The sequence below is a fragment of the Streptomyces sp. NBC_01537 genome (assembly GCF_045040445.1).
Taxonomy (GTDB): Bacteria; Actinomycetota; Actinomycetes; order Streptomycetales; family Streptomycetaceae; genus Actinacidiphila.
In genome coordinates this window covers 761,823-785,402 of sequence record NZ_CP109392.1, presented here as the reverse complement: position 1 = coordinate 785,402, position 23,580 = coordinate 761,823, and the positions used below count along the sequence as shown (strand labels likewise).

Annotated in this window: 18 protein-coding genes; 15 read left to right on the top strand and 3 right to left on the bottom strand. The window is 69.7% G+C overall.

What is annotated here, in order from left to right; translation table 11 throughout:
- Position 1 precedes the first annotated feature (1 nt).
- On the top strand, positions 2–1,444 hold the full coding sequence (locus OG607_RS03910; protein ID WP_405718764.1) for an NAD-dependent succinate-semialdehyde dehydrogenase: 1,443 nt from the start codon (positions 2–4) through the stop codon (positions 1,442–1,444).
- Complete coding sequence (locus OG607_RS03905; RefSeq protein WP_405718761.1) at positions 1,441–2,463, top strand: D-2-hydroxyacid dehydrogenase; 1,023 nt, start codon at positions 1,441–1,443, stop codon at positions 2,461–2,463. The genes OG607_RS03910 and OG607_RS03905 overlap by 4 nt, the downstream gene beginning before the upstream one ends.
- A 51-nt stretch (positions 2,464–2,514) precedes the next feature.
- Here the strand turns inward: OG607_RS03905 and OG607_RS03900 are convergent, their stop codons facing one another.
- Positions 2,515–3,258 carry an IclR family transcriptional regulator gene (locus OG607_RS03900; RefSeq protein WP_405736526.1) on the bottom strand — a complete coding sequence of 248 codons (744 nt, stop codon included), beginning with the start codon at positions 3,256–3,258 and terminating at the stop codon, positions 2,515–2,517.
- A gap of 180 nt (positions 3,259–3,438) precedes the next feature.
- Here OG607_RS03900 and solA point away from each other — a divergent pair, with 180 nt between their 5' ends.
- The 13 genes from solA (at position 3,439) to OG607_RS03835 (ending at position 20,593) form a co-directional block, all read left to right on the top strand.
- Positions 3,439–4,578, top strand: coding sequence for an N-methyl-L-tryptophan oxidase (gene solA, locus OG607_RS03895; protein ID WP_405718758.1), 1,140 nt, complete (start codon positions 3,439–3,441; stop codon positions 4,576–4,578).
- 43 nt (positions 4,579–4,621) lie between these two features.
- Positions 4,622–5,629, top strand: coding sequence for a succinylglutamate desuccinylase/aspartoacylase family protein (locus OG607_RS03890; protein WP_405718756.1), 1,008 nt, complete (start codon positions 4,622–4,624; stop codon positions 5,627–5,629).
- Positions 5,630–5,738: 109 nt separating this feature from the next.
- Entirely contained in the window at positions 5,739–6,845 is a 1,107-nt protein-coding gene (locus OG607_RS03885) for an ABC transporter substrate-binding protein (protein ID WP_405718753.1), read from the top strand.
- A complete protein-coding gene (locus OG607_RS03880) occupies positions 6,838–7,989 on the top strand; it encodes an ABC transporter ATP-binding protein (protein WP_405718751.1) in 1,152 nt (383 codons plus the stop codon). The genes OG607_RS03885 and OG607_RS03880 overlap by 8 nt, the downstream gene beginning before the upstream one ends.
- A gap of 3 nt (positions 7,990–7,992) precedes the next feature.
- On the top strand, positions 7,993–8,916 hold the full coding sequence (locus OG607_RS03875) for an ABC transporter permease (protein WP_405718748.1): 924 nt from the start codon (positions 7,993–7,995) through the stop codon (positions 8,914–8,916).
- Positions 8,913–9,776 (top strand): ABC transporter permease, encoded by an 864-nt coding sequence (locus tag OG607_RS03870; RefSeq protein ID WP_405718745.1) that lies wholly within the window; start codon positions 8,913–8,915, stop codon positions 9,774–9,776. The genes OG607_RS03875 and OG607_RS03870 overlap by 4 nt, the downstream gene beginning before the upstream one ends.
- On the top strand, positions 9,773–11,170 hold the full coding sequence (locus OG607_RS03865) for an aminotransferase class III-fold pyridoxal phosphate-dependent enzyme (RefSeq protein ID WP_405718742.1): 1,398 nt from the start codon (positions 9,773–9,775) through the stop codon (positions 11,168–11,170). The genes OG607_RS03870 and OG607_RS03865 overlap by 4 nt, the downstream gene beginning before the upstream one ends.
- A gap of 33 nt (positions 11,171–11,203) precedes the next feature.
- Positions 11,204–12,160, top strand: a complete 957-nt coding sequence (locus OG607_RS03860) for a succinylglutamate desuccinylase/aspartoacylase family protein (RefSeq protein WP_405718740.1) — start codon at positions 11,204–11,206, stop codon at positions 12,158–12,160.
- Positions 12,157–13,623, top strand: coding sequence for an aldehyde dehydrogenase family protein (locus OG607_RS03855; RefSeq protein WP_405718737.1), 1,467 nt, complete (start codon positions 12,157–12,159; stop codon positions 13,621–13,623). The genes OG607_RS03860 and OG607_RS03855 overlap by 4 nt, the downstream gene beginning before the upstream one ends.
- Positions 13,620–14,564 (top strand): aldo/keto reductase, encoded by a 945-nt coding sequence (locus OG607_RS03850; protein WP_405718734.1) that lies wholly within the window; start codon positions 13,620–13,622, stop codon positions 14,562–14,564. Before OG607_RS03855 ends, OG607_RS03850 begins: the two co-directional genes overlap by 4 nt.
- A 16-nt stretch (positions 14,565–14,580) precedes the next feature.
- Positions 14,581–15,246, top strand: coding sequence for a haloacid dehalogenase type II (locus tag OG607_RS03845; protein WP_405718731.1), 666 nt, complete (start codon positions 14,581–14,583; stop codon positions 15,244–15,246).
- A gap of 11 nt (positions 15,247–15,257) precedes the next feature.
- Positions 15,258–16,547: an NAD(P)/FAD-dependent oxidoreductase gene (locus tag OG607_RS03840; protein WP_405718728.1), complete on the top strand. Its 1,290-nt coding sequence runs from the start codon at positions 15,258–15,260 to the stop codon at positions 16,545–16,547.
- Between the two features lie 902 nt (positions 16,548–17,449).
- Positions 17,450–20,593 (top strand): hypothetical protein, encoded by a 3,144-nt coding sequence (locus tag OG607_RS03835; RefSeq protein WP_405718726.1) that lies wholly within the window; start codon positions 17,450–17,452, stop codon positions 20,591–20,593.
- On the opposite strand, the gene OG607_RS03830 is transcribed toward OG607_RS03835, so the two are convergent.
- Positions 20,551–20,844, bottom strand: coding sequence for a hypothetical protein (locus OG607_RS03830; RefSeq protein ID WP_405718724.1), 294 nt, complete (start codon positions 20,842–20,844; stop codon positions 20,551–20,553). The genes OG607_RS03835 and OG607_RS03830 overlap by 43 nt on opposite strands.
- A complete protein-coding gene (locus OG607_RS03825; protein ID WP_405718722.1) occupies positions 20,841–23,498 on the bottom strand; it encodes a glycosyl hydrolase in 2,658 nt (885 codons plus the stop codon). Before OG607_RS03825 ends, OG607_RS03830 begins: the two co-directional genes overlap by 4 nt.
- Between the last annotated feature and the right edge of the window lie 82 nt (positions 23,499–23,580).

Here is a 23,580-nt window from a genome sequence, read left to right as displayed (position 1 = left end):
CGTGACCGACGCACCGAAGCAGTTGTTCATCGGCGGCAAGTGGCTGGACGCCGAGGACGGCGCCACCATGCCCGTGGACGACCCGGCGACCGGCGACATCCTCTGCCACGTCGCCGACGCCGGGCCCGAGGACGGACGCCTGGCCGAGACCGCCGCCGTCGCGGCGCAGGAGGAGTGGGCCCGCACCTCGCCCCGCGAGCGCAGCGAGATCCTGCGCAGGGCGTACGAGATCATCCTCTCCCGCACCGACGAGCTCGCGCTGCTGATGACCTCCGAGATGGGCAAGCCGCTCGCCGAGGCCCGGGGGGAGGTCGCCTACGCGGCCGAGTTCTTCCGCTGGTTCTCGGAGGAGGCCGTACGTATCGACGGCGGCTTCGGCACCTTGCCGGACGGCCGTAACCGGATGCTGCTGATGCGCCGCCCGGTCGGACCCTGCCTGCTGGTCACGCCGTGGAACTTCCCGCTGGCGATGGGCACCCGCAAGATCGGCCCGGCGATCGCGGCCGGCTGCACGATGGTGCTCAAGCCCGCCCCGCAGACCCCGCTCTCCAGCCTGGCGCTGGCCGGGATCCTGGCGGAGGCCGGCCTGCCGGACGGCGTGCTCAACGTCGTCACGACCTCCCGCGCCGGTGAGGTGGTCGAGCCGCTGCTGCGCGGCGGCCGGATCCGCAAGCTGTCCTTCACCGGCTCCACCCAGGTCGGCCGGATCCTGCTCGCCCAGTGCGCCGGCACCGTCGTACGCACCTCCATGGAGCTGGGCGGCAACGCGCCGTTCGTCGTCTTCGAGGACGCGGACCTGGACGTGGCCGTGGACGGCGCCATGATGGCCAAGATGCGCAACATGGGCGAGGCGTGCACCGCCGCCAACCGTTTCTTCGTGCACACCTCGGTCGTCGAGGAGTTCGGGGCGAGGCTGGCCGAGCGCATGGGGGCGCTGGTCGTGGGACCCGGCACCCGGCCCGGCGTGGACGTCGGCCCGCTCATCGACGAGGCGGGCCGGGCCAAGGTCGAGTCGCTGGTCGCCGACGCCGTCGAGCGCGGCGCCAGGGTGCTGGTGGGCGGCAGCGCGCCGGAGGGGCCGGGCCGCTTCTACCCGCCGACCGTGCTGACGGACGTCGACCGCGATTCCCGGCTGATGGGTACGGAGATCTTCGGACCGGTCGCGGCGCTGCTCACCTTCGACGACGAGGACGAGGTGCTGCGCGCGGCCAACGACACCGACTGGGGTTTGGTCGGCTATGTCTTCACCCGCGATCTGGACCGCGCGCTGCGGGTCAGTGAACGCCTGGAGGTCGGCATGGTCGGCCTCAACACCGGCCTGGTGTCCAACCCTGCGGCCCCCTTCGGCGGCGTCAAGCAGTCCGGCCTGGGCCGCGAGGGCGGCCGGGTCGGGATCGACGAGTTCCTGGAGTACAAGTACGTCGCCATCCCGGTGGGACGGTGACGTACCGTCTCAAGCTCGTCTGCCTGCACGACGGATCGCGCATCCCGGACGCCGCCCGCGTCGCTGTCGAGGAGCTGGCGGACGTCCGGTGGGTGACGGAGGAGGAACTGGCCCCGGCGCTGTCCGGCGCGGACGCCCTGTACGTCGGGGGCGCGGCCTTCCACGGTGTACCGGCGGCCTGGCCGCAGGACCCGGCGCTTGCGCCGCGCTGGGTCCATGTCGCGGCCACCGGTGTGGAGCACGTGCTGTGCGACGCGCTGGTCCGCGACCCGGGCGTCATCCTCACCAACTCACAAGGCATCTATGACCAGCCGATCGCCGAGTACGTCCTTGGCCTGGTGCTCGCCCTGGCGAAGGATCTGCCAGGCACCCTCGGGCACCAGGAGCGACGTGCGTGGCGATGGCGGGAGACCGAGCGGATCGGCGGGCGGACCGCCCTCGTGGTGGGGACCGGGCCTATCGGCCGGGCCGTCGCGCGCCTGCTCCGCGCGGTCGGTATGGGGGTCGTCGGCGTGGGACGTGCGGACCGCGCCGACGACCCCGACTTCGGCACGGTGCACGGCCCGAGCGACCGTACGGCGGCCTTCGCCCAGGCCGACTACGTGGTTCTGGTCGCCCCGCTGACGCCGGACACCCGGGGCATGGTGGACGCGCGGCTGCTGGCCGCCATGAAGCCCACCGCCCGGCTGATCAACGTGGGGCGGGGGGCCCTGGTGGTGCAGGACGACCTGATCGAGGCCCTGCGCGCCGGGCGGCTGGCCGGGGCCGCGCTCGACGTCTTCGAGGACGAGCCGCTCCCGGCCTCCTCGCCGCTGTGGCACCTGCCCGGGGTGATCGTCTCCCCGCACATGGCGGGCGACGTCCATGGCTGGCGGGAGGCGCAGGCAGAGCTGTTCCTGGACAACCTGCGTCGGCACCTTGCCGGCCGCCCGCTGCGCAATGTCGTGGACAAGCGCCGGGGTTACGTCGTCACAGGCATCACGACAGAGACAGGGGAGGCAGAAGTATCCGTTTATTGACAATTTGCGCATGGCCGGTGAGCATCGGCCAGAAACTGAAGGACAGGCCGCTCACTCCATGCGGCGCGTGCTGATCTCAGCGGCGGCGTCGGCGACCATCCGGCCCCACTGCTCCAGCTTGTCGGGGTCGAAACGGGACGCCGGCATGGAGATGGCCACGGTGGCCACGGGCGTGCCGTCGGCTGCCAGGATCGGCGCGGCGATGGCGGCGACGTCCGGCAGGTACTGGTTGCGGTTGAGGGCGTACCCGTCCTGCCGTACTCGGTCGAGTTCGTCTCGGAGCAGCTGCGCGTCGGTGATGGTCTCCTCGCCGTAGCTTTCCAGGCCGTGCGCGATGACCTCGTCGACCTCCTCGGCGGAGAGCTGGGCCAGGACCGCGTGACCTGTAGCCGTGGCGTGCATCGGTGAGGTGTCGCCGACCTGGTGGTAGGTGCGTACCGCCTGGGTGCAGTCCACCCGGTCGACCATGACCATGCATCGCAGCCCGTCGGGGACGGACAGATGGATCGTCTCGTTCATCGCGTCCCGCAACCGGCACATCGGCTCGCGGGCGGCCGCGAAGAGGCTGGAGCCCTGGTGGGCCGCGGGACGGACGGCGAGTACCCGGGCGCCGATCTCCCAGCGGGTGGTGTCGCCCCGGCTGGCGCGCAGCCATCCGGCCTCGTTGAGCGTGACCAGCGTGCGCTGGACGGTGGACTTGGGCAGTCCGAAGAGCTTTGTCAGCTCACCCACGGTCACCGGCTGGTGCTGCGCGACCGCTTCGAGGATGCGCAGGCTGCGGGTGACGCTCTTCATTTCCATCGGGTTTCCCCCGTTAACTTCAGGTCTATTTCTGCCGGACACCCCTTGACCTCCCCGGATGTCGGTGCCACATTGATGTCACATTCTAGCATGGCGTGCCACATTGTGGAACGGTCGCCGAAGCTCAAAATCTCCGAACCTCCCGCCGACCAATTCAGAGGAAGGCAACCCCGCATGTCATCGAAGAAGCGCGTCGCGGTCATCGGCGTGGGAACCATGGGCAGTCAGGCCATGTGGCGGCTGGCGGCCCGAGGCGCCGACGTCACCGGCTATGACCGGTTCGCCCCCGGCCACGACCGGAGCGCCGCCGGCGGTGAGACCCGCATCTTCCGCAGCGCCCACTTCGAGGACTCCCGTTACGTGCCGCTGCTCCAGCACGCCGACCGTCTCTGGGGCGACCTGCAGCAGGAGACCGGCCGCGAACTGCGCCGGCTCACCGGCTGCCTGCTGATGGGCCCGACCGCGCACCAGCAGATGAGCACCGTCCTCCAATCGATCGCGGAGCACGGTCTCGACCATGAGGTGCTGGACGCCGACGCTCTCGCCAAGCGCTTCCCGCAGTTCCGCGTCGAGGACGGCGACGCGGCGGTCCTCGACCGCCACGCGGGCTTCATCCGCCCGGAGCTGACGATCCTTTCCGCCGCCCGGCGCGCGGAGGAGCTGGGCGCCCGTATCCACCGCTACACCCCGGTCCGCGAGATCGTGCCCGTCGGCAACGGCGTGGAGATCCGTACGGACGGGCGGAGCGAGCGCTTCGACGCAGCCGTGGTCACCGTCGGCCCCTGGGTCAATGACCTGCTGCCCGACCTGCCCTGGGAGGTGGACATCCGCCGGCTGCTCAGCGCCTGGTACGTGCCCACCGCCGACGACTGGTTCGGTGAGGAGCGCCCCGCGTTCATCCGCACCGCGCCCACCCACTGCTACGGCCTGCCCTCGCCCGACGGCGTCTCCGTCAAGCTCGGGCTGTCCCGGGCCCTGCACCGCCCGGTCGACGACCCGAACCGGCTCGACCGCACGGTGGAACCGGAAGAGCTGGAGATCTTCACCGAGCTCATCCGGCGCCACATGCCCGACCTGAACCCCGACCCCGTACGGCTGTCGGTCTACATGGAGGGCTACACCGAGAGCAGCCGCCCGCTGATGGGCCCGCTCCCCGGCGCCGGCAACGACAACGTCGTCCTGCTCGCCGGATTCTCCGGCCACGGATTCAAGCTCTCGCCCGCCTTCGGCGACATCGCCGCCGACCTGGCGCTGGACGGAAGCACGCCCCAGCCGATCGATTTCCTCTCCACGATCGGCCGCACGGCAGCCTGAACAGCCAGGACAACCAACCCCGAACAGCAAGGAACGGAACGAGATGACGACAGGGAAGGCAGCCGCAGACCGGGCCATGGTCCTCGGCCCGCTGCGCGCCGAGGCCGGGAGCAAGGTCCGCGGCAGCGTCCCGGCCGAGCTCGGCACCCACACGGCGGACATCCCGGTGACCCTCGTCAATGGCACGCACCCCGGTCCCAGGATCGTGATCACCGCCGGAGTGCACGGCGGCGAGTTCACCGGCGTTGACGCCGCCACCCGGCTCGGCGCCCTGCTGGAGTCCGACGAGATCCACGGCCAGATCCTGATCTGCCCGGTCGCCAACCCCCCTGCCGTCTACCAGGGCCGCCTCGGCGTCTCCCCGCTGGACGGGGTGAACATCAACCGCGTCTTCCCCGGCGACCCGGACGGCGGACCCACCGAGAGGCTCGCTGCCTGGCTGTTCGCCAACGTGATCACGGGCGCGGACGCGTACGTGGACCTGCACTCCGGCGGCATCGACGAGACGCTGCGCGACTTCGTCGGCTACCGGCTCACCGGCGACCCACAGGTGGACGACAGAACCGCGCAGCTCGCCCACGCCATCGGCTTCGAGCACGTGATCCTCGGCCTGAACGCCGAGGGCGGCAACAGCCACGCCGCCGCCGTCCGCCAGGGCATCCCCGCCATCCTGGTCGAGACCGGCCAGCTCGGCGAACGCGACCCGGCCGCCGTACGAACCCTCCTCGACGGGCTGTTCCGGCTGCTGCGCCGGACCGGCGTCCTCCACACGCCGCCGCCCGCCGACGAGACGGTCCCGCCGGTGCGGGAGTGGCTCTGGGCCGGAGCGGTCGCCGCCGAGGTGACCGGCCTGTGGTACCCGGAGTTCACCTCCGGAGACGAGGTCACCAGCGGCCAGGTCATCGGCCGCGTCATCGACCCGGCCGACGGCCAGGAGCACAAGGTCCTCGCCTCGGCGACCGGCCGCGTCTTCTACGCCATGCACGGCCTCACGGTCGCGCCCGGCGCCGAACTGGTCGCCATCGCAGCCCCCAGGGACCCCGGCCGCTGAACGGCAGCAGGTTCGGCCCCCTCGCACTTCCCCCCACGCAGACCGCTCGACCGAACGAGATTCACCCAGCACATATCCCTTCAGGCACAGCACGACCAGGAGGCACACGGTGAAAGATGTCCGGATTGACCGCAGACTGTTCCTGCGCGGCGTCGGCGGAGTCGCCGCAGGCGTAGCCGGGGCGACCGCGCTCACCGCATGCGGCACCGGCACCAGCAGGTCCACCGGCAGCAGCGGAAGCAAGAGCACCAAGACCATCGTCGTCCGCAACAGCGGCGGCACCTACGGCGACGCCAATCAGAAGGCGATCTACGAGCCGTTCACCAAGGAGACCGGCATCGCCGTCAAGGTGGTGAACATCGAGTACGCGCAGATGCTCGCCCAGATCAAGCAGGGCCGGCCGCAGTTCGACGTCATCGACGACTCGATGGCCGACTTCGTGCTCTTCGCCCAGAAGAGCGCGACCGAGAAGCTCGACTACGACCGGCTCAAGAACTTCAAGAACGCCGGCATCTCCGACGCGCTGGTCACCTCGCACGCGCTCGGCAAGAACTACTGGGCCAGCGTCATGGCCTACCGTACCGACGCCTTCGGCGGAAAGAAGCCGACCTCATGGGCGGACTTCTGGGACACCAAGACCTTCCCCGGCAGCCGGTCACTGCAGAGCCAGGACGCGGACCTTCCCGAACTGGAGTTCGCCCTGCTCGCCGACGGCGTCGCCCCGGAGGACCTGTACCCCCTGGACGTCGACCGCGCCTTCAAGGCACTGGACGAGATCAAGGGCTCGGTGAAGAAATTCTGGGACACCGGCGCCCTCCCGGGTGTGCTGCTGAGCCGCAAGGAGGTCGTGGCCTCCAGCGTCTGGCACGGTCGCCTCGACGACCTGATCAAGCAGGGCACTCCGCTTGCGTACCAGTGGAACGGCGCCCGCCGGCAGAGCAACGGTTGGGGCATCCCCAAGGGGACCGACAACCTCGACGCCGCGTACAAGCTCATCGACTTCTCCCTGCGCCCCGAAGTGCAGGCGCACTTCGCCGAGATCTACCCCATGGGCCCGGTCGTGCCGGCCGCCTACAAGAAGCTCTCCACCGCCACCGCCGGCAATCTGGCCAGCTCGCCCGCGCATCTGAAGTCCGGGTTCGACCTGGACGTGGAGTGGTGGATCAAGAACCAGGACGCTGTTCTCAAGCGCTGGCAGGAGTGGACGCATGCCTGAGGTCGGTCTCATGACACCGAACGAGTCCCCGGCGGCGGTCACCCCGCCGCCGGGGGCGGGCACAGGGAAGCCGCTGTCCGTCACGGCGCTGCGCAAGACCTACGGGGGCGCCACCGCCGTCGACGAGGTCTCCATGGACATCGCGGCGGGGGAGTTCGTCACCTTCCTGGGCTCCTCCGGCTCGGGCAAGACCACGACCCTGATGATGATCGCCGGTTTCGTCGAGCCCGACTCCGGCACCATCACCGTCGGGGAACGCGAGGTGACCCGGCTGGCCCCGCAGAAGCGCGGCCTGGGCTTCGTCTTCCAGCAGTACCTGCTCTTCCCGCACATGACGGTCGGCGAGAACATCGCCTTCCCCCTGCAACTGCGCGGCATACCCAAGGCCGAGATCCGCCGCCGGGTCGGCGAGACCCTGGAGATGGCCGGGCTCTCGGGCCTGGCCCGCCGACGCCCCCGCGAGTTGTCCGGCGGCCAGCAGCAGCGCGTCGCCCTGTGCCGGGCGCTGGTCTACCGCCCTCCGGTGATCCTCATGGACGAGCCGCTGGGCGCCCTGGACAAGAAGCTGCGCGATCAGCTCCAGACCGAGATCAAGCGCATCCAGCGCGAACTGGGCCTGACCGTCATCTATGTGACGCATGATCAGGAAGAGGCCCTGGTGCTCTCCGACCGGATCGCGGTCATGCGGGACGGCCGGATCGACCAGTTCGACACCCCCAGGGAACTCTTCGAGCGCCCCCGCACCCCCTTCGTCGCCGACTTCCTCGGCGCGGCCAACTTCCTGCCCGGCCGTCTGGAGGAGTCGACCGCGGACAACGGTGCGCACAGTCTCGTACGGCTCGACACCGGCGGACTGCTGCGGACCCGGCCGCACTCGCTCCCGCAGGGGAACCGGGTCCGGGCCGCCGTACAGCCCGGCAGGCTCGGCCTGTGCCCGCCCGGCGACGGGTTCTGTACGGGGACCGTGGAAACGGTCACCTACGTCGGCACCCTGGTCCGGGTCACCGTCCGCGCGGACGGCGGCGACGGGCACATGGTGCGGCTGGAACTCCCGGCCGGCCGCGCTCCCGCCGAAGGCGACAAGGTCGGCCTGACGGCCGATCCCGCGGACGTCAGCGTCTTCGACGCCGAAGACGGCGGGTGAGCCGTGGCCGGATCCGTACTCGCCTCCGCCCCGGCCCCCGTCGCGCCGACCACGCGTAAAGGCCGACTGCGCCGCACCCTGGCGAGCCGCCGCGGCCGGTTCGGGCTGCTGAACGCAGCGCCCGTCGTCCTCTACCTGCTGATTCTCTTCGTCTACCCGATCTTCAGCACCCTCCTGCTCAGCATCAAGGGCGAGGCCGGCGGCTTCACCTTCCACTGGTACGCCGACGCCCTCAGCGGGGCGGACCTCGATGTCCTGCTCACCACGCTGCGGATCTCGGCCGAGACCTCGCTGCTCAGCCTGGTCATCGGCTTCGTCCTCGCGTACACGATCTCCCGGCTGAGCCCGCTGTGGGCGGGCCTGGTCATGGTGATCGTCATCGTCCCGCACTTCATCAGTGCCCTGGTGCGCACCTACGGCTGGATCATCCTGCTCGGCGAACACGGCGTGGTGAACAACCTCCTGACGGACCTGCACGTCCCAGGCGCGCCGTTCCAGCTGCTCTACAACGAGACCGGCGTCGTCATCGGCACCACCTCCGTGCTGCTGCCCTACTCGGTGTTGCTGCTCTACGCGGTGATGCGCGGCGTCGACCGGAGGCTGCTGGCTGCTGCGGCGAGCATGGGAGCCGGACGCCTGGTGATGTTCCGCCGCGTCTACCTGCCGCTGGTCGCCCCGGGCCTGGTCAACGCCGCGATGCTGAGCTTCATCATCTGCCTGGGCTACTACCTCACCCCCGCGCTGATGGGCGGTGTGAAGCAGACCATGGTCGCCTCGCTCATCGACGAACAGGTCATGAAGCAGGACCAGTGGAACGGTGCGGCAGCGCTCGGGATCATCCTGCTGCTGATGACCTTCGCCGGGTTGCTGCTCCTGCGCCTGCTGAAGGCGGTCGGCGTGGCTGCCAGGAACCGGGGTGCCGCATGACCGAGCTCCGCACCTCCCTGGCCGGGCGGATCAGCCTGGCCGTCTTCTCCACCCTCATCCTGCTCTTCCTGGCACTGCCGATTGTCGTCATCGTCGTCACCTCCTTCGGCAACGACGCCTTCGGCTCCTTCCCGCCCAGCTCCTGGACGATGAACTGGTACGCCCAGCTCTTCGCGGACGGCAGCAAGTGGCCGGCGGCCCTCTCCCTGAGCGTCCTGGTCGCCTCCCTGACCACCGTGTTCTCCCTGATCCTGGGGATGACGGCGGCGACCGCGCTGGTCCGCAGCGAACTGCCGCTGCGCTCGGCGGTCTATGGTCTCGTCCTGGCCCCGCTGGTGATCCCGCAGGTCGTCATCGCCCTCGGACTGTTTCTGCTCTTCGAGCCGGCCTCGATGCTCGGCAGCCCGATCGCCATCGCCCTCGGCCACACCGTGCTGGCCTCGCCGATCGCCGTGATGATCCTCATCGCGACGCTCAAGGGCATCGACGAACGGCTGGAGGACGCGGCCGCCAGTATGGGCGCCGGCCGGCTGACCGTCGCCAGGCGGATCACCTTTCCGCTCGCCGCACCCGGGCTGATCGCGGCGGCCGTCTTCTCCTTCATCACCAGCTTCGACGAGTTCTTCATCTCCCAGTTCCTGTCCTCTGTCGACACCACCACCCTGCCGATCCAGGTGTTCAACGTCCTCCAGTTCGACGTCGACCCGACGGTGACCGCGATCAGCGCGGTGCTCATCGCCGTCGCCGTCCTGGCCCTCGCCCTGGTCGGCGTGGTGCGTCGGCTCGGCCCCGGCAAGGAGGGCGGGCTGCTGCCCGTCGAGTCCGCCGCGGGCCTGCCCACCGGAAGCGAGACCCCATGAGCCGCACCATCCAGCCGCCCGGCGAGCTGTCCGCCACGGCCTCCAGACACCTCCTGCTCAACATGACGCCCAACGGCTCACTGGGCACGGGCGGCGAAAGCGTCTTCGTGGTGCGGCGCGGTGAGGGACCGTACATCGACGACGCGGACGGCAGGCGCTACATCGATGGCCTTTCCGGTATGTACTGCTGCCAGCTCGGCTACTCCTACGCCGACGAGATCGCCGACGCGGCCGCCCGCCAGCTGCGCGAACTGTGCTTCAGCCCGCTGTGGTCCGCCTCCGCGCACCCCGTCGCCATCGAACTGTCCGAGCGGCTCGCCGCCCTGGCCCCAGAGGGCGTCGACCACACGTTCTTCTCCGGCGGCGGCGCGGAAGCCGTCGAAACCGCCTGGAAGATCACTCGGAAGTACCACGCCCTGCGTGGCGAGCCCGGCCGTACGAAGGCCATCTCCCGGCGCGGCGCCTACCACGGGCTGACCCTCGGCGCCCTGTCGCTGACCGACGACCCCGGGCTGAAGGAGCCGTACGGGCCTCCGGCCATCGAGACCCGGTTCGTGGCCAACACCAACCGCTACGGGCTGCCCGCCGGACCGGCCGACGACGCCGCCTTCACCCGGCATCTGCTGGTGGAAGTCGAGGCCGCGATCCTGGCCGAGGGCCCGGAGACGATCGCCATGCTGATCGCAGAGCCGGTGCAGAACCGCGGCGGCTGCATCACCCCGCCCGAGGGTTACTGGCCGGGACTGCGCGCGCTCGCCGACCGCTACGGCTTCCTGCTCGTCGCGGACGAGGTCGTCACCGCCTTCGGCCGCCTCGGGAAATGGTTCGGCGGCACCCGCTACGGGGCCCGCCCCGACATCATCACCCTCGCCAAGGGCATCACCGCCGGATACGCCCCCATGGGCGCCACCATGGTCGGGGCCCGCGTCGCCGAGGTCATCAACCGGCCCGGCGAGGTCCTCAACCACGGATACACCTTCGGCGGCCACCCGCTGAGCGCCGCGATCGCCCTGCGCAGCCTCCACATCATGGAACGCGACCGGATCCTGGAGAACGTCACCGACCTGCAGGACCACCTCGCCAAGCGCATGGCCGCACTCGGTGACCTGCCCATCGTCGGCGACGTCCGGGGCGCGGGTTTCTTCTACGCCCTCGAGCTCACCGGTGACACCGAGAACGGCGGCTTCAGCGACGCCCTGCGCGCCGCCGTCGTCGGCGACCTCATCCCGCGGCGCCTGCGCGAGGCCGGACTGCTCGCCCGCGTCTACAACCGCGCCGCGCCGCTGGTGCAGATCGCCCCACCGCTGATCAGCGACCGCGCACTGCTCGACCGGATCGCGGACATCATCGGCAACACCCTCGACGAGGCCTCGGCGCACTTCGCCATCGCCTGACCATCCACCGCAGAAGAACGAGGTACCCGCACCATGACGTACACCATCGGCTCGCTGACCTGCGCCCCCGGAAAGCGCGCCCAGGGCCTGATCCCGGTCGGCACCAGCACCTACGGCGTGGAGATGGGCATCCCGCTGCTCGTCGTCAACGGCGCCGGACCCGGCCCGGTCCTGTGCGTGGACGCGGGCGTGCACGGCGACGAGTACGACGGCCAGCAGGCCGTCCGCCGCATCATCGCGGAGACCGACCCGGCCACCCTGCGCGGCACGCTTGTCGGAATCCCCTGCATGAACACCCCGGCCTTCGAGGCCGCCGCCCGCACCAGTGGCCTGGACCACCTCAACCTCAACCGCATCTTCCCCGGCGACGGGGAGGGCTCGTACTCCCTGCGCCTGGCCGCCACCTTCGTCGAGCAGGTCGTCCCGGCCATCGACGCCCTGGTGGACCTGCACACTGGCGGCACCTTCGGCGAGATCGCCCCGCTGACCATCGTCCAGGGCGGCTACGAGGACCTGGCCACGGACATCGGTCTCGCGGCCGGCCACGAGATCGTGTGGAAGGGCGGCAAGTGGGGCGGCACCGTCCGGCACCCCACCCTGGAGGCGGGCAAGCCCGCGATCACCATCGAGGCAGGCGGCGGCACGTACCGCGAGGAGACCGTCGACCTGCACGTCAACTCCGTCCGCAACATCATGCGGCAGCTCGGCATGATCGACGGCGCCGCCGAGGTGCGCGACAGCTACACGGCCGTCAGCGGCACCTTCGCCCGCTCGGCCGCCGGCGGTTTCTTCCTCGCGAAGGCAGGGCCGGGCGACGACTGCAAGGAAGGCGACCTGATCGGCAGCATCGTGGACCACTACGGGAACACCCTGGAGGAGGTCACGGCCCCCCAGGACGGCATCGTGCTCTGGGTGCGCCGCATCCGTACCGTGCGGCCCGGCGACGAGGTCGTCATCTTCGGCGCGATCGAGGCGGAGATCCGGCCGTGACCGGCGAACCCGTACGCGAACTGCTCATCGACGGCAAGCGCACTCCCGCCGCCGACGGCCGTACGTTCACCGTCCTCGACCCGGCGCACGGCACCTCCCTGGCCGAGGTCTCGCTGGCCGGGGCAGCGGACGTCGACCAGGCAGTCGCCGCCGCACAGGCGGCGCTGGAGGCACCGGATTGGGCCCGGACGCGAGCGGCCGACCGGGGCCGCCTGCTGTACCGGATCGCCGGCGCGATCCGCGAACAGGGTGAACGCCTGGCCCGGCTGGAGAGCCTGGACGTCGGCAAGCCGCTGAGCCAGGCGAAGGCCGACGTCGAGGCGGCGGCCCGCTACTTCGAGTTCTACGCGGGCGTCGCCGACAAGCTCGGCGGCACCACGATCCCGCTCGGACCCGGGCTGCTCGACTACACCGTCCGCGAGCCGATCGGCGTCTCCGGCCAGATCATCCCGTTCAACTACCCGTTGCAGAACACCGCCCGGGGCTCCGCCCCGGCACTGGCGGCCGGTTGCACGGTGGTGCTGAAGCCGTCTCCCGAGGCGCCGCTGACGCCGCTGGAGATCGGCCGGATCGCCCTGGAATGCGGGCTGCCGCCCGGCGTGCTCAACGTCGTCCCAGGAGACGGCGACACGGGCGCGGCGCTCGCCGGCCACCCCGGCATCGACCAGGTCACCTTCACCGGCTCCGTGCCCACCGGTATCAAGGTCGCCCAGACCGCCGCCGCCAACGTGGTGCCGTCGGTGGTCGAACTGGGCGGCAAATCCCCGGTCGTCGTCTTCGCCGACGCCGACTTCGACCTGGCACTGGCAGCCGTGGCGGGCTCGGCGTTCGGCAACGCCGGGCAGACCTGCTCGGCCGGCACCCGGCTGCTCCTCCAGCGCGGCGCCGAGGAGTTCCTGGAGAAGCTGGTGTCGTACGCCGCCTCGCTGCGCGTCGGCCCCGGCCTCACGGACCCCGACGTGGGCCCGCTGGTCGCCGCCCGGCAGCGCGACCGGGTGCTCGGCTACCTGGATCTCGCCCGTGCGGAGGGCGCGACCGTACGCGCCGGCGGCGGCAGTCCCGCTGCCCCGGAACTCGCCGACGGCTACTACGTCGAACCCACCGTCCTGACCGGCCTCACCAACGCCGCCCGCACCGCCCGGGAGGAGATCTTCGGCCCCGTCATCACTGTCATCGAGTTCGACGACACCGATGAGGCGCTCGCCATCGCCAACGACAGCCCGTACGGCCTCGCCTCCTACGTCTGGACCCGCGACATCGACAAGGCCCTGCGCATGGCCGGCGGCATCCGGGCCGGCCAGGTGTACGTCAACGCCACCGGTGTCGGTACCGGCGTGGAGCTGCCCTTCGGCGGCTACAAGCACAGCGGCTGGGGCCGGGAGAAGGGCCTCGAAGCCCTGGCGAGCTACACGCAGACCAAGAACGTCTGCATCGGATTCGGAAACTCAGGGGAAGGCTCATGAGATACCGACGGCTCGGTGACCACGGGCCGCAGGTCTCCGTGGTCGGCCTGGGCGGCAACAACTTCGGCTCCCGCCTCGATGAGGACGGCACCAAAGCCGTGGTTTTCGCGGCACTGGACGCCGGGATCACCTTCTTCGACACCGCCGACATGTACGGCGGGTTCGGCGGAGACGGTGACGGCGGTTCACGCGGCGACGGCGAGCGGCTGCTCGGCGCGGCGCTCAAGGCCCACCGCGAACAGGTCGTACTGGCCACCAAGTTCGGCATGGACATGGGCGAGGAGGCCGGGCACCACGGCCCCCGTGGCTCGCTCCCCTACATCCGGCACGCCGTCGAGAGCTCGCTGCGCAGGCTCGACACCGACTGGATCGACCTGTACCAGTACCACGAGCCCGACGGCGTCACCCCGCTCGCGGAGACGATCGCCGCCCTGGAGGCCCTGGTGGCGGAGGGCAAGGTCCGCCACATCGGCTGCTCCAACCTGCCCGCCGAGCAGCTCACCGGCCCGTTCGTCAGCACCCAGGCCCGCTACCACCTGCTCGACCGCAGCGTGGAGAGCGACCTTGTCCCCGCCTGCCTGCGGACCGGAATCGGCCTGCTGCCGTACTACCCGCTCGCCAACGGCCTGCTCAGCGGCAAGTACCGGCGCGGCCACGCCCCTCCGCCCGGCAGCCGGCTCTCCTGGCGGCAGGGCTGGCTCACGGACGCGGCCCTCGACCGGGTCGAGGCCCTGACGGAGTACGGAGCCGAACGCGGCCTGACCCTGCTTCAGGTAGCCGTCGGCGGGCTCGCCGCACTGCCCTGCGCGGGCTCCGTGATCTGCGGCGCCATGACTCCCGACCAGGTCACCGCCAACGCGGCGGCGGCCGACTGGACCCCCGACGCGGCCGACCTGGCCGCACTCGACACGATCGTGGCCCCCGGCGAACGGGTGGTCTGAAATGAGGCTGAACACCATGCGTCAGATCGTCACCTTCGACGCCTACGGCACCCTGGTCGATTTCCAGCTCGGCCCCACCACCCTGAAGATCCTCGCCGACCGCCTCGACCTCGACGGTCTGGACGTGGACGAGTTCCTGGACGACTTCCGCGTCATGCGGTTCCAGGCCGTCCTGGAGGCCTACCGCCCCTACGACGAGGTCCTGCACTCCAGCCTGGAGATGGCCATGCGCCTGCACGGCCTGGAATACCGCACCTCCGACGGCGAAGCGCTGGTCGCCGCCGTGCCCACCTTCGGGCCCTTCCCCGAGGTCCCTGACGCCCTGCGGGCCCTGAAGTCGACGTACGAGATCGCCATCATCTCCAACACCGACGACGACCTCATCGCCCAGAACGTCGCCAACATCGGCGTCGAGTTCGACCACGTCATCACCGCCCAGCAGGCCAAGGCGTACAAGCCCTCCCGCCAGACCTTCGAGTACGCGTACCAGGCCATGGACATCGACCCCGCCCAGGTCATCCACACGGCCCAGGGGTGGGAGTACGACCTCATCCCCACCCGCGACCTCGGCCTCGCCCGCCGGGTCTGGATCAACCGCTACGGCCGCCGCGGCAGCACCGACTACCAGCCCTACGCCGAGCTGCGCGACCTGTCCGGCCTGCCCGCCCTGCTGGGCTGCTGAGGAGCACCACGATGAAGCAGATCCCCTACTGGCTCGACACCGCCCCACCACTCCCGGACCGCACCGGCAAGCCACTTCCCGAAGCGGCCGACGTGGTGGTCATCGGCGGTGGCCTCACAGGCCTGTCCACCGCCTACCACACCGCTCTCAAGGGCGCCCACGTCGTCCTCGTCGAGAAGGACAAGGTCGGCTCGGGCGCGTCCGGCCGCAACGGCAGCATGTGCACCCAGGGCATCACCATCAGCACCGCCGAGGCCCGCAAGCGCTACGGTCAGCCGCGCGCCCGTGAGCTGTACGACTCCTTCCGTGAGGCCGTGGACGTCGTCGAGGAGATCACGCTGAAGGAGCAGATCGACTGCGACTTCAACCGCTCCGGACGCCTCGGCGTCGCGTACAAGCCCGAGCACTTCGAGGCGCAGAAGGCCACCCAGCGCGACCTGGCCGAGAACTTCGGCCACGAGACCACGCTCATCGGCAAGAGCGAGCTGCGCTCCGAACTCGGCTCCGACTACTACCACGGAGCCCTCCTCGACCCGCTCAGCGCGGGCCTGCACGTGGGCAAGTTCCTTCACGGCATGGCCGGGGCCGCCGAGCGGGCCGGCGCGGAGATCCACGAACGCAACGCCGCCACCGCCCTGACCCGTACCCCGGACGGCGGCTTCCTGGTCGAGACCGAGCACGGCACGATCCGCGCCAAACAGGTCATGGCCGCCACCGACGCCTACACCGACAAGTCCGCGTCCATGGCCTGGTTCCGCAAGCGGCTGATCTGCGTGGGCAGCTTCATCATCGTCACCGAACCGCTCGGTGAGGAACTCGCCCGCGAGATCATCCCCAGGGCCCGGCTGGTGGTCGACTCCAAGAACATCGGCCACTACCTCCGCCTCACCCCCGACAACCGCCTCGCCTTCGGCGGCCGCGCCCGCTTCGCCCCGTCCGACCCCGCCTCCGATCGCAAGAGCGGCGGTGTGCTGAAGCGGGAGATGGCCGAGATCTTCCCCCAACTGGCGAACGTGGGGATCGACTACGTCTGGGGCGGCAGCGTCGGCTTCTCCTACGACCGCATCCCGCACGCCGGCGAGGTCGACGGCCTGTACTACTCCATGGGCTACTGCGGCCACGGCGTCCAGATGGCCACGTACATGGGCCGCCGCATGGCCGAGGTGATGGACGGCCATCCCGAGGCCAACCCGCTGCGCGGCCTCGGCTTCCCCAAGGTCCCGGTGCCCTTCTACAACGGCACCGCCTGGTTCCTGCCCTTCGCCGGGGCGTACTACAAGGCCAAGGACCGGCTGCGCTGAGCAATTCATGGCCGCCGCCACGGCCCACCCCGGCAGGCCGTGGCGGCTCGTGACGGGGAGGCCGGTGGTGGCACGGGTCAACCTGCTGCGCATGCTCTGATCAGGTAAGACATCACAGGACAGCACGACGAGGCGCGAGGCAACACGAACGCTGACTCGAAGGAGCAGGTCAGGGCCTATTTTCTCAGCATTCGACGACGTTGACCGCGAGGCCGCCGCGGCTGGTCTCCTTGTGCGTGACCTACACGTCGCCGGAGGGCTGGCGGGGCATCGAGTTCCGCTATCGTCGGAGTTGCCTCAACGGAGGTTGGCGGACACCAATGTGGACAACCCCAACCGTCAGGTCCGGCTGAGCTTCCTGGGCTGAGCAAGCCGCGGTCCAGGCCAACCGCAAGCGACTGCGGGCCGACAGTCAGGCGGGGCTGTACGACGCCGCCGAGTGTCATCGCATTTCGCCGTGCTCGGGGTGAGGTTGCGACGCGAGGCAGCCTGTTGCACCGCCCAGGCCATCTTGACCAGGCCCCGGGGACGCCGCCCTGTGCCGCGGTGGTCTGGTTCCAGCCCCACCACAGCGCGTTCCTGTACCGGCTGACCGTTCCGTCCGGCAGCGGCGTCCGGCCGATCTGTCGTTTCACCTGGCGGTTCGCCCAGTGCGGACCGTTGACGTACTCGAAAACGAACGGCGCCCCGGGCTTCAGCGCGGCGGCCACGGTCCCGGGAATCGACTGAGCCGCCGCAGCGGGCCGCCCGTCCGAGCCCCTGCCCACATCCGTACGGCGTAGCCCGCCGCGCACGCCGACCCAGGTGCTCACATGCTGGGATCAGGTCCGGTGTCCGATTCTGCGCATTGCCTTCGGCCTGGTCACCTTGCCCATCATGAGCGACCGACAAGGGGCCGAGCCATGCGAACCATCCTCAACCGGAAGAGAGTCCTGAGCGTCCTGTCGGCGATACTGCTCAGCGTAACGGCTTTGGCTATGGGCCCCGGTTCGCGGGCGGCGGCGGCCGACACCGTCCCGTTCTCGATCACCATCAGACACGCCAGCTGTATCGCTCCCTGCGATGCGGAGGGGCTCGAAGCGCTGCTGGAAAGCACACCCGACTTCTACGTCAAGGTGTGGATCAATGGTGTCAAGCAGCCGGTGGGCAGCGACGCCGACGAACCGTCCTCGCCGCGGATCGACGACGACGACAGCATCGATCCGTTCTGGACCATCGGTACCCAGATTCCGGCCGATGTGGTGAACGTGCCGGTCTCCATCCAGCTGTGGGATCACGACGGCAGTTCGGGCGACGACCTCGCGGACATCAGCCCTCGTGCCGACGACAACACCCTCGACTTCCGAGTCGACCGGACGACCGGAAAGTGGGTGGACCACACGGGCCGGGAAGACATGGTGAACTGGCCCCAGAACTGCTCGTCCGGCAATGGCGGCGACAACGACGAGCCGGCCGCCCGCCTCTGCTTCGACATCGGCGGCGACGCGGACGGTGACGGACTTCTGGACAGCTGGGAGTCGTCCGGCTACGACGACAACGGCGACGGGATCGTCGACGTCGACCTCCCCGCGATGGGCGCACGACCCGACCACAAGGACCTGTTTCTCGAACTCGACTACGTGTGCGCGCCTTCCAACTGCGCGGGTGGCGTCGGTGCGACGCCGACCCGCGCCGGAATCGAGGCGATGCGAGCCGCTTTCGCGGCGGCGCCGATCAGCGCCGGGTCGAAGGCAGGCACCAGGGAGGCCGCCGGTGACGGCGATAACGAGGACACGTTCGGCGTGAGCGCTCCACCCAACCCGGACCGACGGCCCGGCATCACGCTGCACGTCGACACCGGTCGTCTCGTGGACGTGAACGCCCGAGAGGGGCAGGGGAGCGCCACCTGCGCGGACGGCGTGGACAACGGCGGTGACCGAACACGGGACGATGCCGACCCCGACTGCCGATACCTCGATGGGAGCGTCGAGGACCCGCAGCCCGGCGACTGTCAGAACGGCATGGACGACGACCTCGACCTCCTCAGCGACGCCGATGATCCCGACTGCCTGGTGGGCGACCCGGAATTCGCGTACGGGTCCCGGGGCGGTGGGACGTCTCTCGCCAATCCGGCGGGATGCGGGCTCGACGCCGGTTTCTACCTTACGAAGAACGGGCCCGGCGGACTCAACCCCAACCGCCGTTTTGTCTTCCGCTATGGATTCAGCGACAACCTGCCCGGCACGTGCAACCCGACCGGAGGCATGGGGGAAATCGGAGGGAATGACTTCGTCGAGTTCAACCATGACGGCGGGACGATCATGCACGAGTTCGGTCACACGCTGAATCTGCACCACGGCGGCGGCGAGGAGCAGAACTGCAAGCCGAACTACGTGAGCGTCATGAACTACAACTTCCAATCCGGTATCCCGCGCAACGGTGGAAGCAGGATCCTCGACTACTCACCGCCGCGCGGATTCCTCGACGGCTCGTCCCGCGGGCAGGCCCCGCTCGGACAACTCGACGAGGAGGAGCTGGACGAGAACGCGATCCTGGATGTGACAGACCGCGGAAACATGTCAGTCTACGTCAACGCCAATGGCGGCAGGGTGCAGTCGTCGCTCAACACCCAGCCCAACTGGAACGGCGACGTCGACGGACTGCCCGGCCAGCCGTACGAGAACGAGGTCGAGGCCAATATCGACACCTCAGGCAGGGACGGGCGGCCGAAGAGCTGTACCAATGACGATCTCGACGAGTTGAACGGAGCCGACGACTGGAGTTATGTCTCGCTCTCGTTCCACAGCTTCGGCGACTCGTCCAACGGGGCGATCCGCTCGGAGCCCGAACCCGTGCCGACGCTCGAGGACCTCGAGTCGATGTACCGCGAGATCAACACCACCGACCTCGCGGTGAGTCAGTCCGACAGCCCGGATCCGGTCGCGGCGGGAACAGATCTCGGCTACACGATCACGGTCCGGAACCAGGGCCTCAACCCCGCCAACTCCGTGCGGGTCGTGGACACGCTGCCCGCCGGGGTGGCGTTCAAGAGCAGCACCGCGGACTGCGCCGAGGCGACCGGAGTAACGACCTGCCACCTGGGCGGTATTCCGGCCGGGGGCAGCCGGACCTTCACCATCACCGTGGGCGTGCCCGCCGACCTGGTGTACAACAATGGCGGACCCGAACAGCTCACCAATCAGGTGCAGGTCCAGAATCTGCTGGGCCCCGATCCGGCCACGGGAAACAACCAGTCGACCGAAACGACACAGGCGATCGCCGTCGCCGATGTCGAGATCACTGATGCCACGGTGAAAGGTCCCCTGGAGGTTCTCATCGGCCGGCCGAGCACGGCCTCGCTCAGCGTCGTCGCCGAGAACGACGGACCGTCGAGCCCGATCGACACCGTCCTCGTCACCGACGCATCCGCCGACCAAGGAGTCACCGTGACGCCGGCCGAGTCCTCGGCCACCCTGCCCGCGCTCACCGTCGGCCATCGACGGACGATCAGCTTTGACGCGGCACTCGCCTGTACGAGCCCGGGGCAGAAGACGATCACGCTGGCGTCCTCGCTGAACCTGAAGAACGCCGAGGACACCGATCCGGACCTCACCAACAACTCCAGGAAGGTCTCCTTCACGATCGACTGCGTGGTGCCTATCGCCATCAACGTCCGGCCACACGGCTTCCCGAACTCGATCAACCTCAACACCGACGCGACGCTGGCCGCACTCACGACCGTCGCCGGCGAGTACGGGCTGCCCCTGGATTTCGAGGCAACCTCGATTGATGTCTCCAAGACGCTGTGGGGCCTGAAGGAGCGGCTGTTCAACGTTGCAACGCCCACCGGAGCCACGGAAATTCACGGGAGGGGCCACCCGGAGCGCTCCTACGAACTGGACGAACGCACCCGGGACGCCGACACCGACCTGGTCCTGCACTTCAAGCCCAGCGCCTCGGGACTGACGCCGAGTTCGACCGAGGCGTGCCTGAAAGGCAAGTACGCCGCGCCCGACGGGAAGACCTACACGTTCCTAGGGTGCGACTCGGTGCGCATCACCAACTGAGCCACGAGCCGGACCGTCCCACGGTCCGGCCGGACCGAGCAGCCCAGGTCCGGACAGCGCGGCTGCATCAGGGCACCGGCGGCCAGCAGCAGCACCGCCCGGGCCCGGGTACTCAGCTGTAGCGCGTCGCCGAAGACGCCCAGCAGGGTGCCGGGCTCCGGGTCGGTGTGACGCCGTATGCGAAGGGAGGGGTGACCCCGGAGCCGGGGCCACCCCTCCTTCAGCTTCGGCTGCGAGTCAGCCGCGGTCACCCCACCTTGATGGTGTAGATGCCGCGGCCGTGAGTGGCCGCGTACAGGGTCTTACGGTTCGGGCTGAGCTTCAGCTGGAGCACGGCGACCGCCGGGAGTGAGCCGAGGCGCTGCCACTTGCCATGGCCCGGCGCGCGGTAGACGACGCCGAGGTCGGTGGCGACGGCGAGGCCGCCGCTCGCCGTGACGACCGCGGAGTCGGCCGGCACGTCGGGCAGGTCGGCCGAGATGTCGGTCCAGGTGGTGCCGCCGTCCTGGGACTCGAAGACATGGCCGACGCCGGCTCCGGGGCCCTCGGTCCACTGCCGGGAGAAGCCGTTGACGGTGAGGTAGACGTGGTCGGCGTTCTGGGGGTCGATGGCGAAGCCGCTGAGGTAGCGGTTGGGGACGGTGCCGGCCGCGCCGGTGGTCGGGAGGGTGATGTCGTGCCAGCCGGTGCCGTCCGCGTTGCCGACGGAGATGCCTCGGGTGAAGCCCTGGTTGTTGCAGGGGCCGCACCAGGCCGCGTAGACCTTGCCGCCGGAGGAGGCGACGGCGGTCGCGGTATGGCCTTCGCCGAGGTCGTACGCGCTGGTCCACTCGTCGCCGCTGCGGATGGCGTAGCCGTGGGTCTGCACCCACACGTGACGGCCGCCGGCGATCCAGGTCGAGCTGCTCTTCATGTCCGCCGCGAGCGGGGCGATGAAGCGGGCCTCGCCGGTCTCGTTGTCGGGCGGGGCGACACCGTACGAGGTGATCGGCCCGGTGCCGTCGATCCAGGAGCCGTCGTTGACGGCGCAGTTCTGGGTCACCTGGACCGCGAGGTAGACGTACTCCTCGGCGATGTCGCAGCCGTTGGCCGGGTCGGTGAGGGTGTCGCCGCCGTCGCCGCCGAAGTTGGAGCCCATGATCTTGTCGTTGCTGCGCAGCTCGGACTGGCCGTTGTCCTGGAGGCCGCCGGTGACGGAGACGCCGCCGTAGTCGAGATCCTTGCCGACGCCCACCGAGTAGTACTGGAGGGTGTCGATCGTGCCGTCGTTGAGCGAGGTCCAGTCGGTGGCGTGCCCCTCGGAGTCCTGTGAGCCGTTGACCGGACGCTTGTAGGCACCGCCGTCGTTGCCCACGTAGACGTAAGCCTTGCCGTGGTAGCTGCCGATGGCGACGCCGTGCTGGTCGGAGTGGGTGGTCGCGTTGCAGTCACCGGTCTGCTTGGTGGGGTCGATGCTCCAGCAGGAGAAGCCGAAGTTCCAGTACGGGCCCACGGTCGACCAGCTGCTGCCGCCGTCCTTGGTCTCGTAGACCTCCTCCAGGCCCGCGTACACATGCTCGGCGTCGGCCGGGTCGACGGTCAGGAACTGGTTGTACCAGGCCTGCACGCCGGGCATGTAGCCGCTGGAGGTCAGCGCCGATCCGTCGGCGGCCAGGCCCTGGTAGTCGGCGATCTGCGTCCACGGGCCGGTGGGGGAACCGGACTTGGAGACGTAGATGCCCTCCAGACCGCTGTCCGGGTTGGTGTTCAGCTGCTCCGGCGACTGGTCGATCGCGTAGTAGCGCGAGCCGTCGGCGGAGCGGGCGAAGGTCACGTTGCCGACGTTGTCCGCGTCGGCCGGCAGATCGCCCAGGCCGCTGGTGATCCGCGTCCAGGTGCCGTTCACCTTGGTGTAGAAGCCGTTGTAGTCGTCACCGCTGCGCCAGCCGACCGCCAGAACCACCTTCGAGGGGTCCTTCGGGTCGATCGCGATGTCGTTGGCGATGTTCTTGTACGCGGCCGAGGCGTCGCTCGCCAGCGAACCGCCTGGCAGATAGTCCGGGTTGGGTGCGAACTCCAGCTTCCAGGCACCGCTGAGCTTCTTCGTGGAGTGGCTCCACACGCCCTCACTGGTCGCCGCCCACACCTTGCCGCCGCCGAAGCGCAACTCGTGGATCGTGGTGCTCTCCAGCTCGTCACCGCCGACCCGGCTGCGGGAGGAGAAGGTGCCGTGGCGCGGATCGGTCAGGACGTACACCCCGCTGCCGAGGTAGGCGTCCGCGTTGGTGCTCGCCTCGCCGGTGCCCAGCCACAGCCGGCCCACGCCGTCGAGAGCCAGTGCGCCGGTGGACTGTGAGGAGAGCTTGTCGCTGATCGGCTTCCAGTGCCCGCCGCCGGTCCGGGACCGCCACACCCCGCCGCCGGCGCTGCCCGCGTAGACGTACCCCTTGTTGTCGGCGGCCATCGCCGCCAGGCGGCCAGTGACGTAGCCGGAACCGCCACTGGAGTTGGAGTCGTAGTCGCGGTAGCGCGAGTCGTCCGAGTTGTACGGCAGATCGGTGACGTTGCGCCAACTGCCGCCGGTGCTCGGCAGACTGTTCAGGCTGCTCCAGGCGGCGCCGTACGCGCCCGGCGCCACGATGCCCGGCGAGGTGCGCGCCTCTGCGTACTGGTCGGCGCCCTCGGCTATCTCGTCGGCCTCATTGCCGTCGTCGCCACCGTCACCTCCACCGTCCTCCGTCGTCGCCCTGGCGGTGATCCCACCCACCGACTGTGCGCGCTGGTCAGCGAGTTGGGCGAGCGTACGGACCCCGAAGGGGCTGTTGTTCCGGCCGGACGCGGCGCCTGCGGGTATCGCGACGAGGGCGGCAGATGCGGTGATGGCGCAGATCGTGAACCATCGTCTTCTACGGGTTGGTGCTGACACCGGATCCTCCCAAACGGGCATTTGATACAGCCGTCGCAGGAGACCCGACCACGGGCGAGGAAGACCACCCCGCGGCTTGGGC

Bases quoted from the DNA above. Each gene is read 5' to 3' on its own strand.
- OG607_RS03850 (WP_405718734.1), top strand. From the start codon at position 13,620: ATGAGATACCGACGGCTCGGTGACCACGGGCCGCAGGTCTCCGTGGTC.
- OG607_RS03840 (WP_405718728.1), top strand. From the start codon at position 15,258: ATGAAGCAGATCCCCTACTGGCTCGACACCGCCCCACCACTCCCGGAC.
- OG607_RS03880 (WP_405718751.1), top strand. From the start codon at position 6,838: ATGCCTGAGGTCGGTCTCATGACACCGAACGAGTCCCCGGCGGCGGTC.
- OG607_RS03835 (WP_405718726.1), top strand. From the start codon at position 17,450: ATGCGAACCATCCTCAACCGGAAGAGAGTCCTGAGCGTCCTGTCGGCG.
- OG607_RS03870 (WP_405718745.1), top strand. From the start codon at position 8,913: ATGACCGAGCTCCGCACCTCCCTGGCCGGGCGGATCAGCCTGGCCGTC.
- solA (WP_405718758.1), top strand. From the start codon at position 3,439: ATGTCATCGAAGAAGCGCGTCGCGGTCATCGGCGTGGGAACCATGGGC.
- OG607_RS03900 (WP_405736526.1), bottom strand. From the start codon at position 3,258: ATGAAGAGCGTCACCCGCAGCCTGCGCATCCTCGAAGCGGTCGCGCAG.
- OG607_RS03890 (WP_405718756.1), top strand. From the start codon at position 4,622: ATGACGACAGGGAAGGCAGCCGCAGACCGGGCCATGGTCCTCGGCCCG.
- OG607_RS03865 (WP_405718742.1), top strand. From the start codon at position 9,773: ATGAGCCGCACCATCCAGCCGCCCGGCGAGCTGTCCGCCACGGCCTCC.
- OG607_RS03845 (WP_405718731.1), top strand. From the start codon at position 14,581: ATGCGTCAGATCGTCACCTTCGACGCCTACGGCACCCTGGTCGATTTC.
- OG607_RS03860 (WP_405718740.1), top strand. From the start codon at position 11,204: ATGACGTACACCATCGGCTCGCTGACCTGCGCCCCCGGAAAGCGCGCC.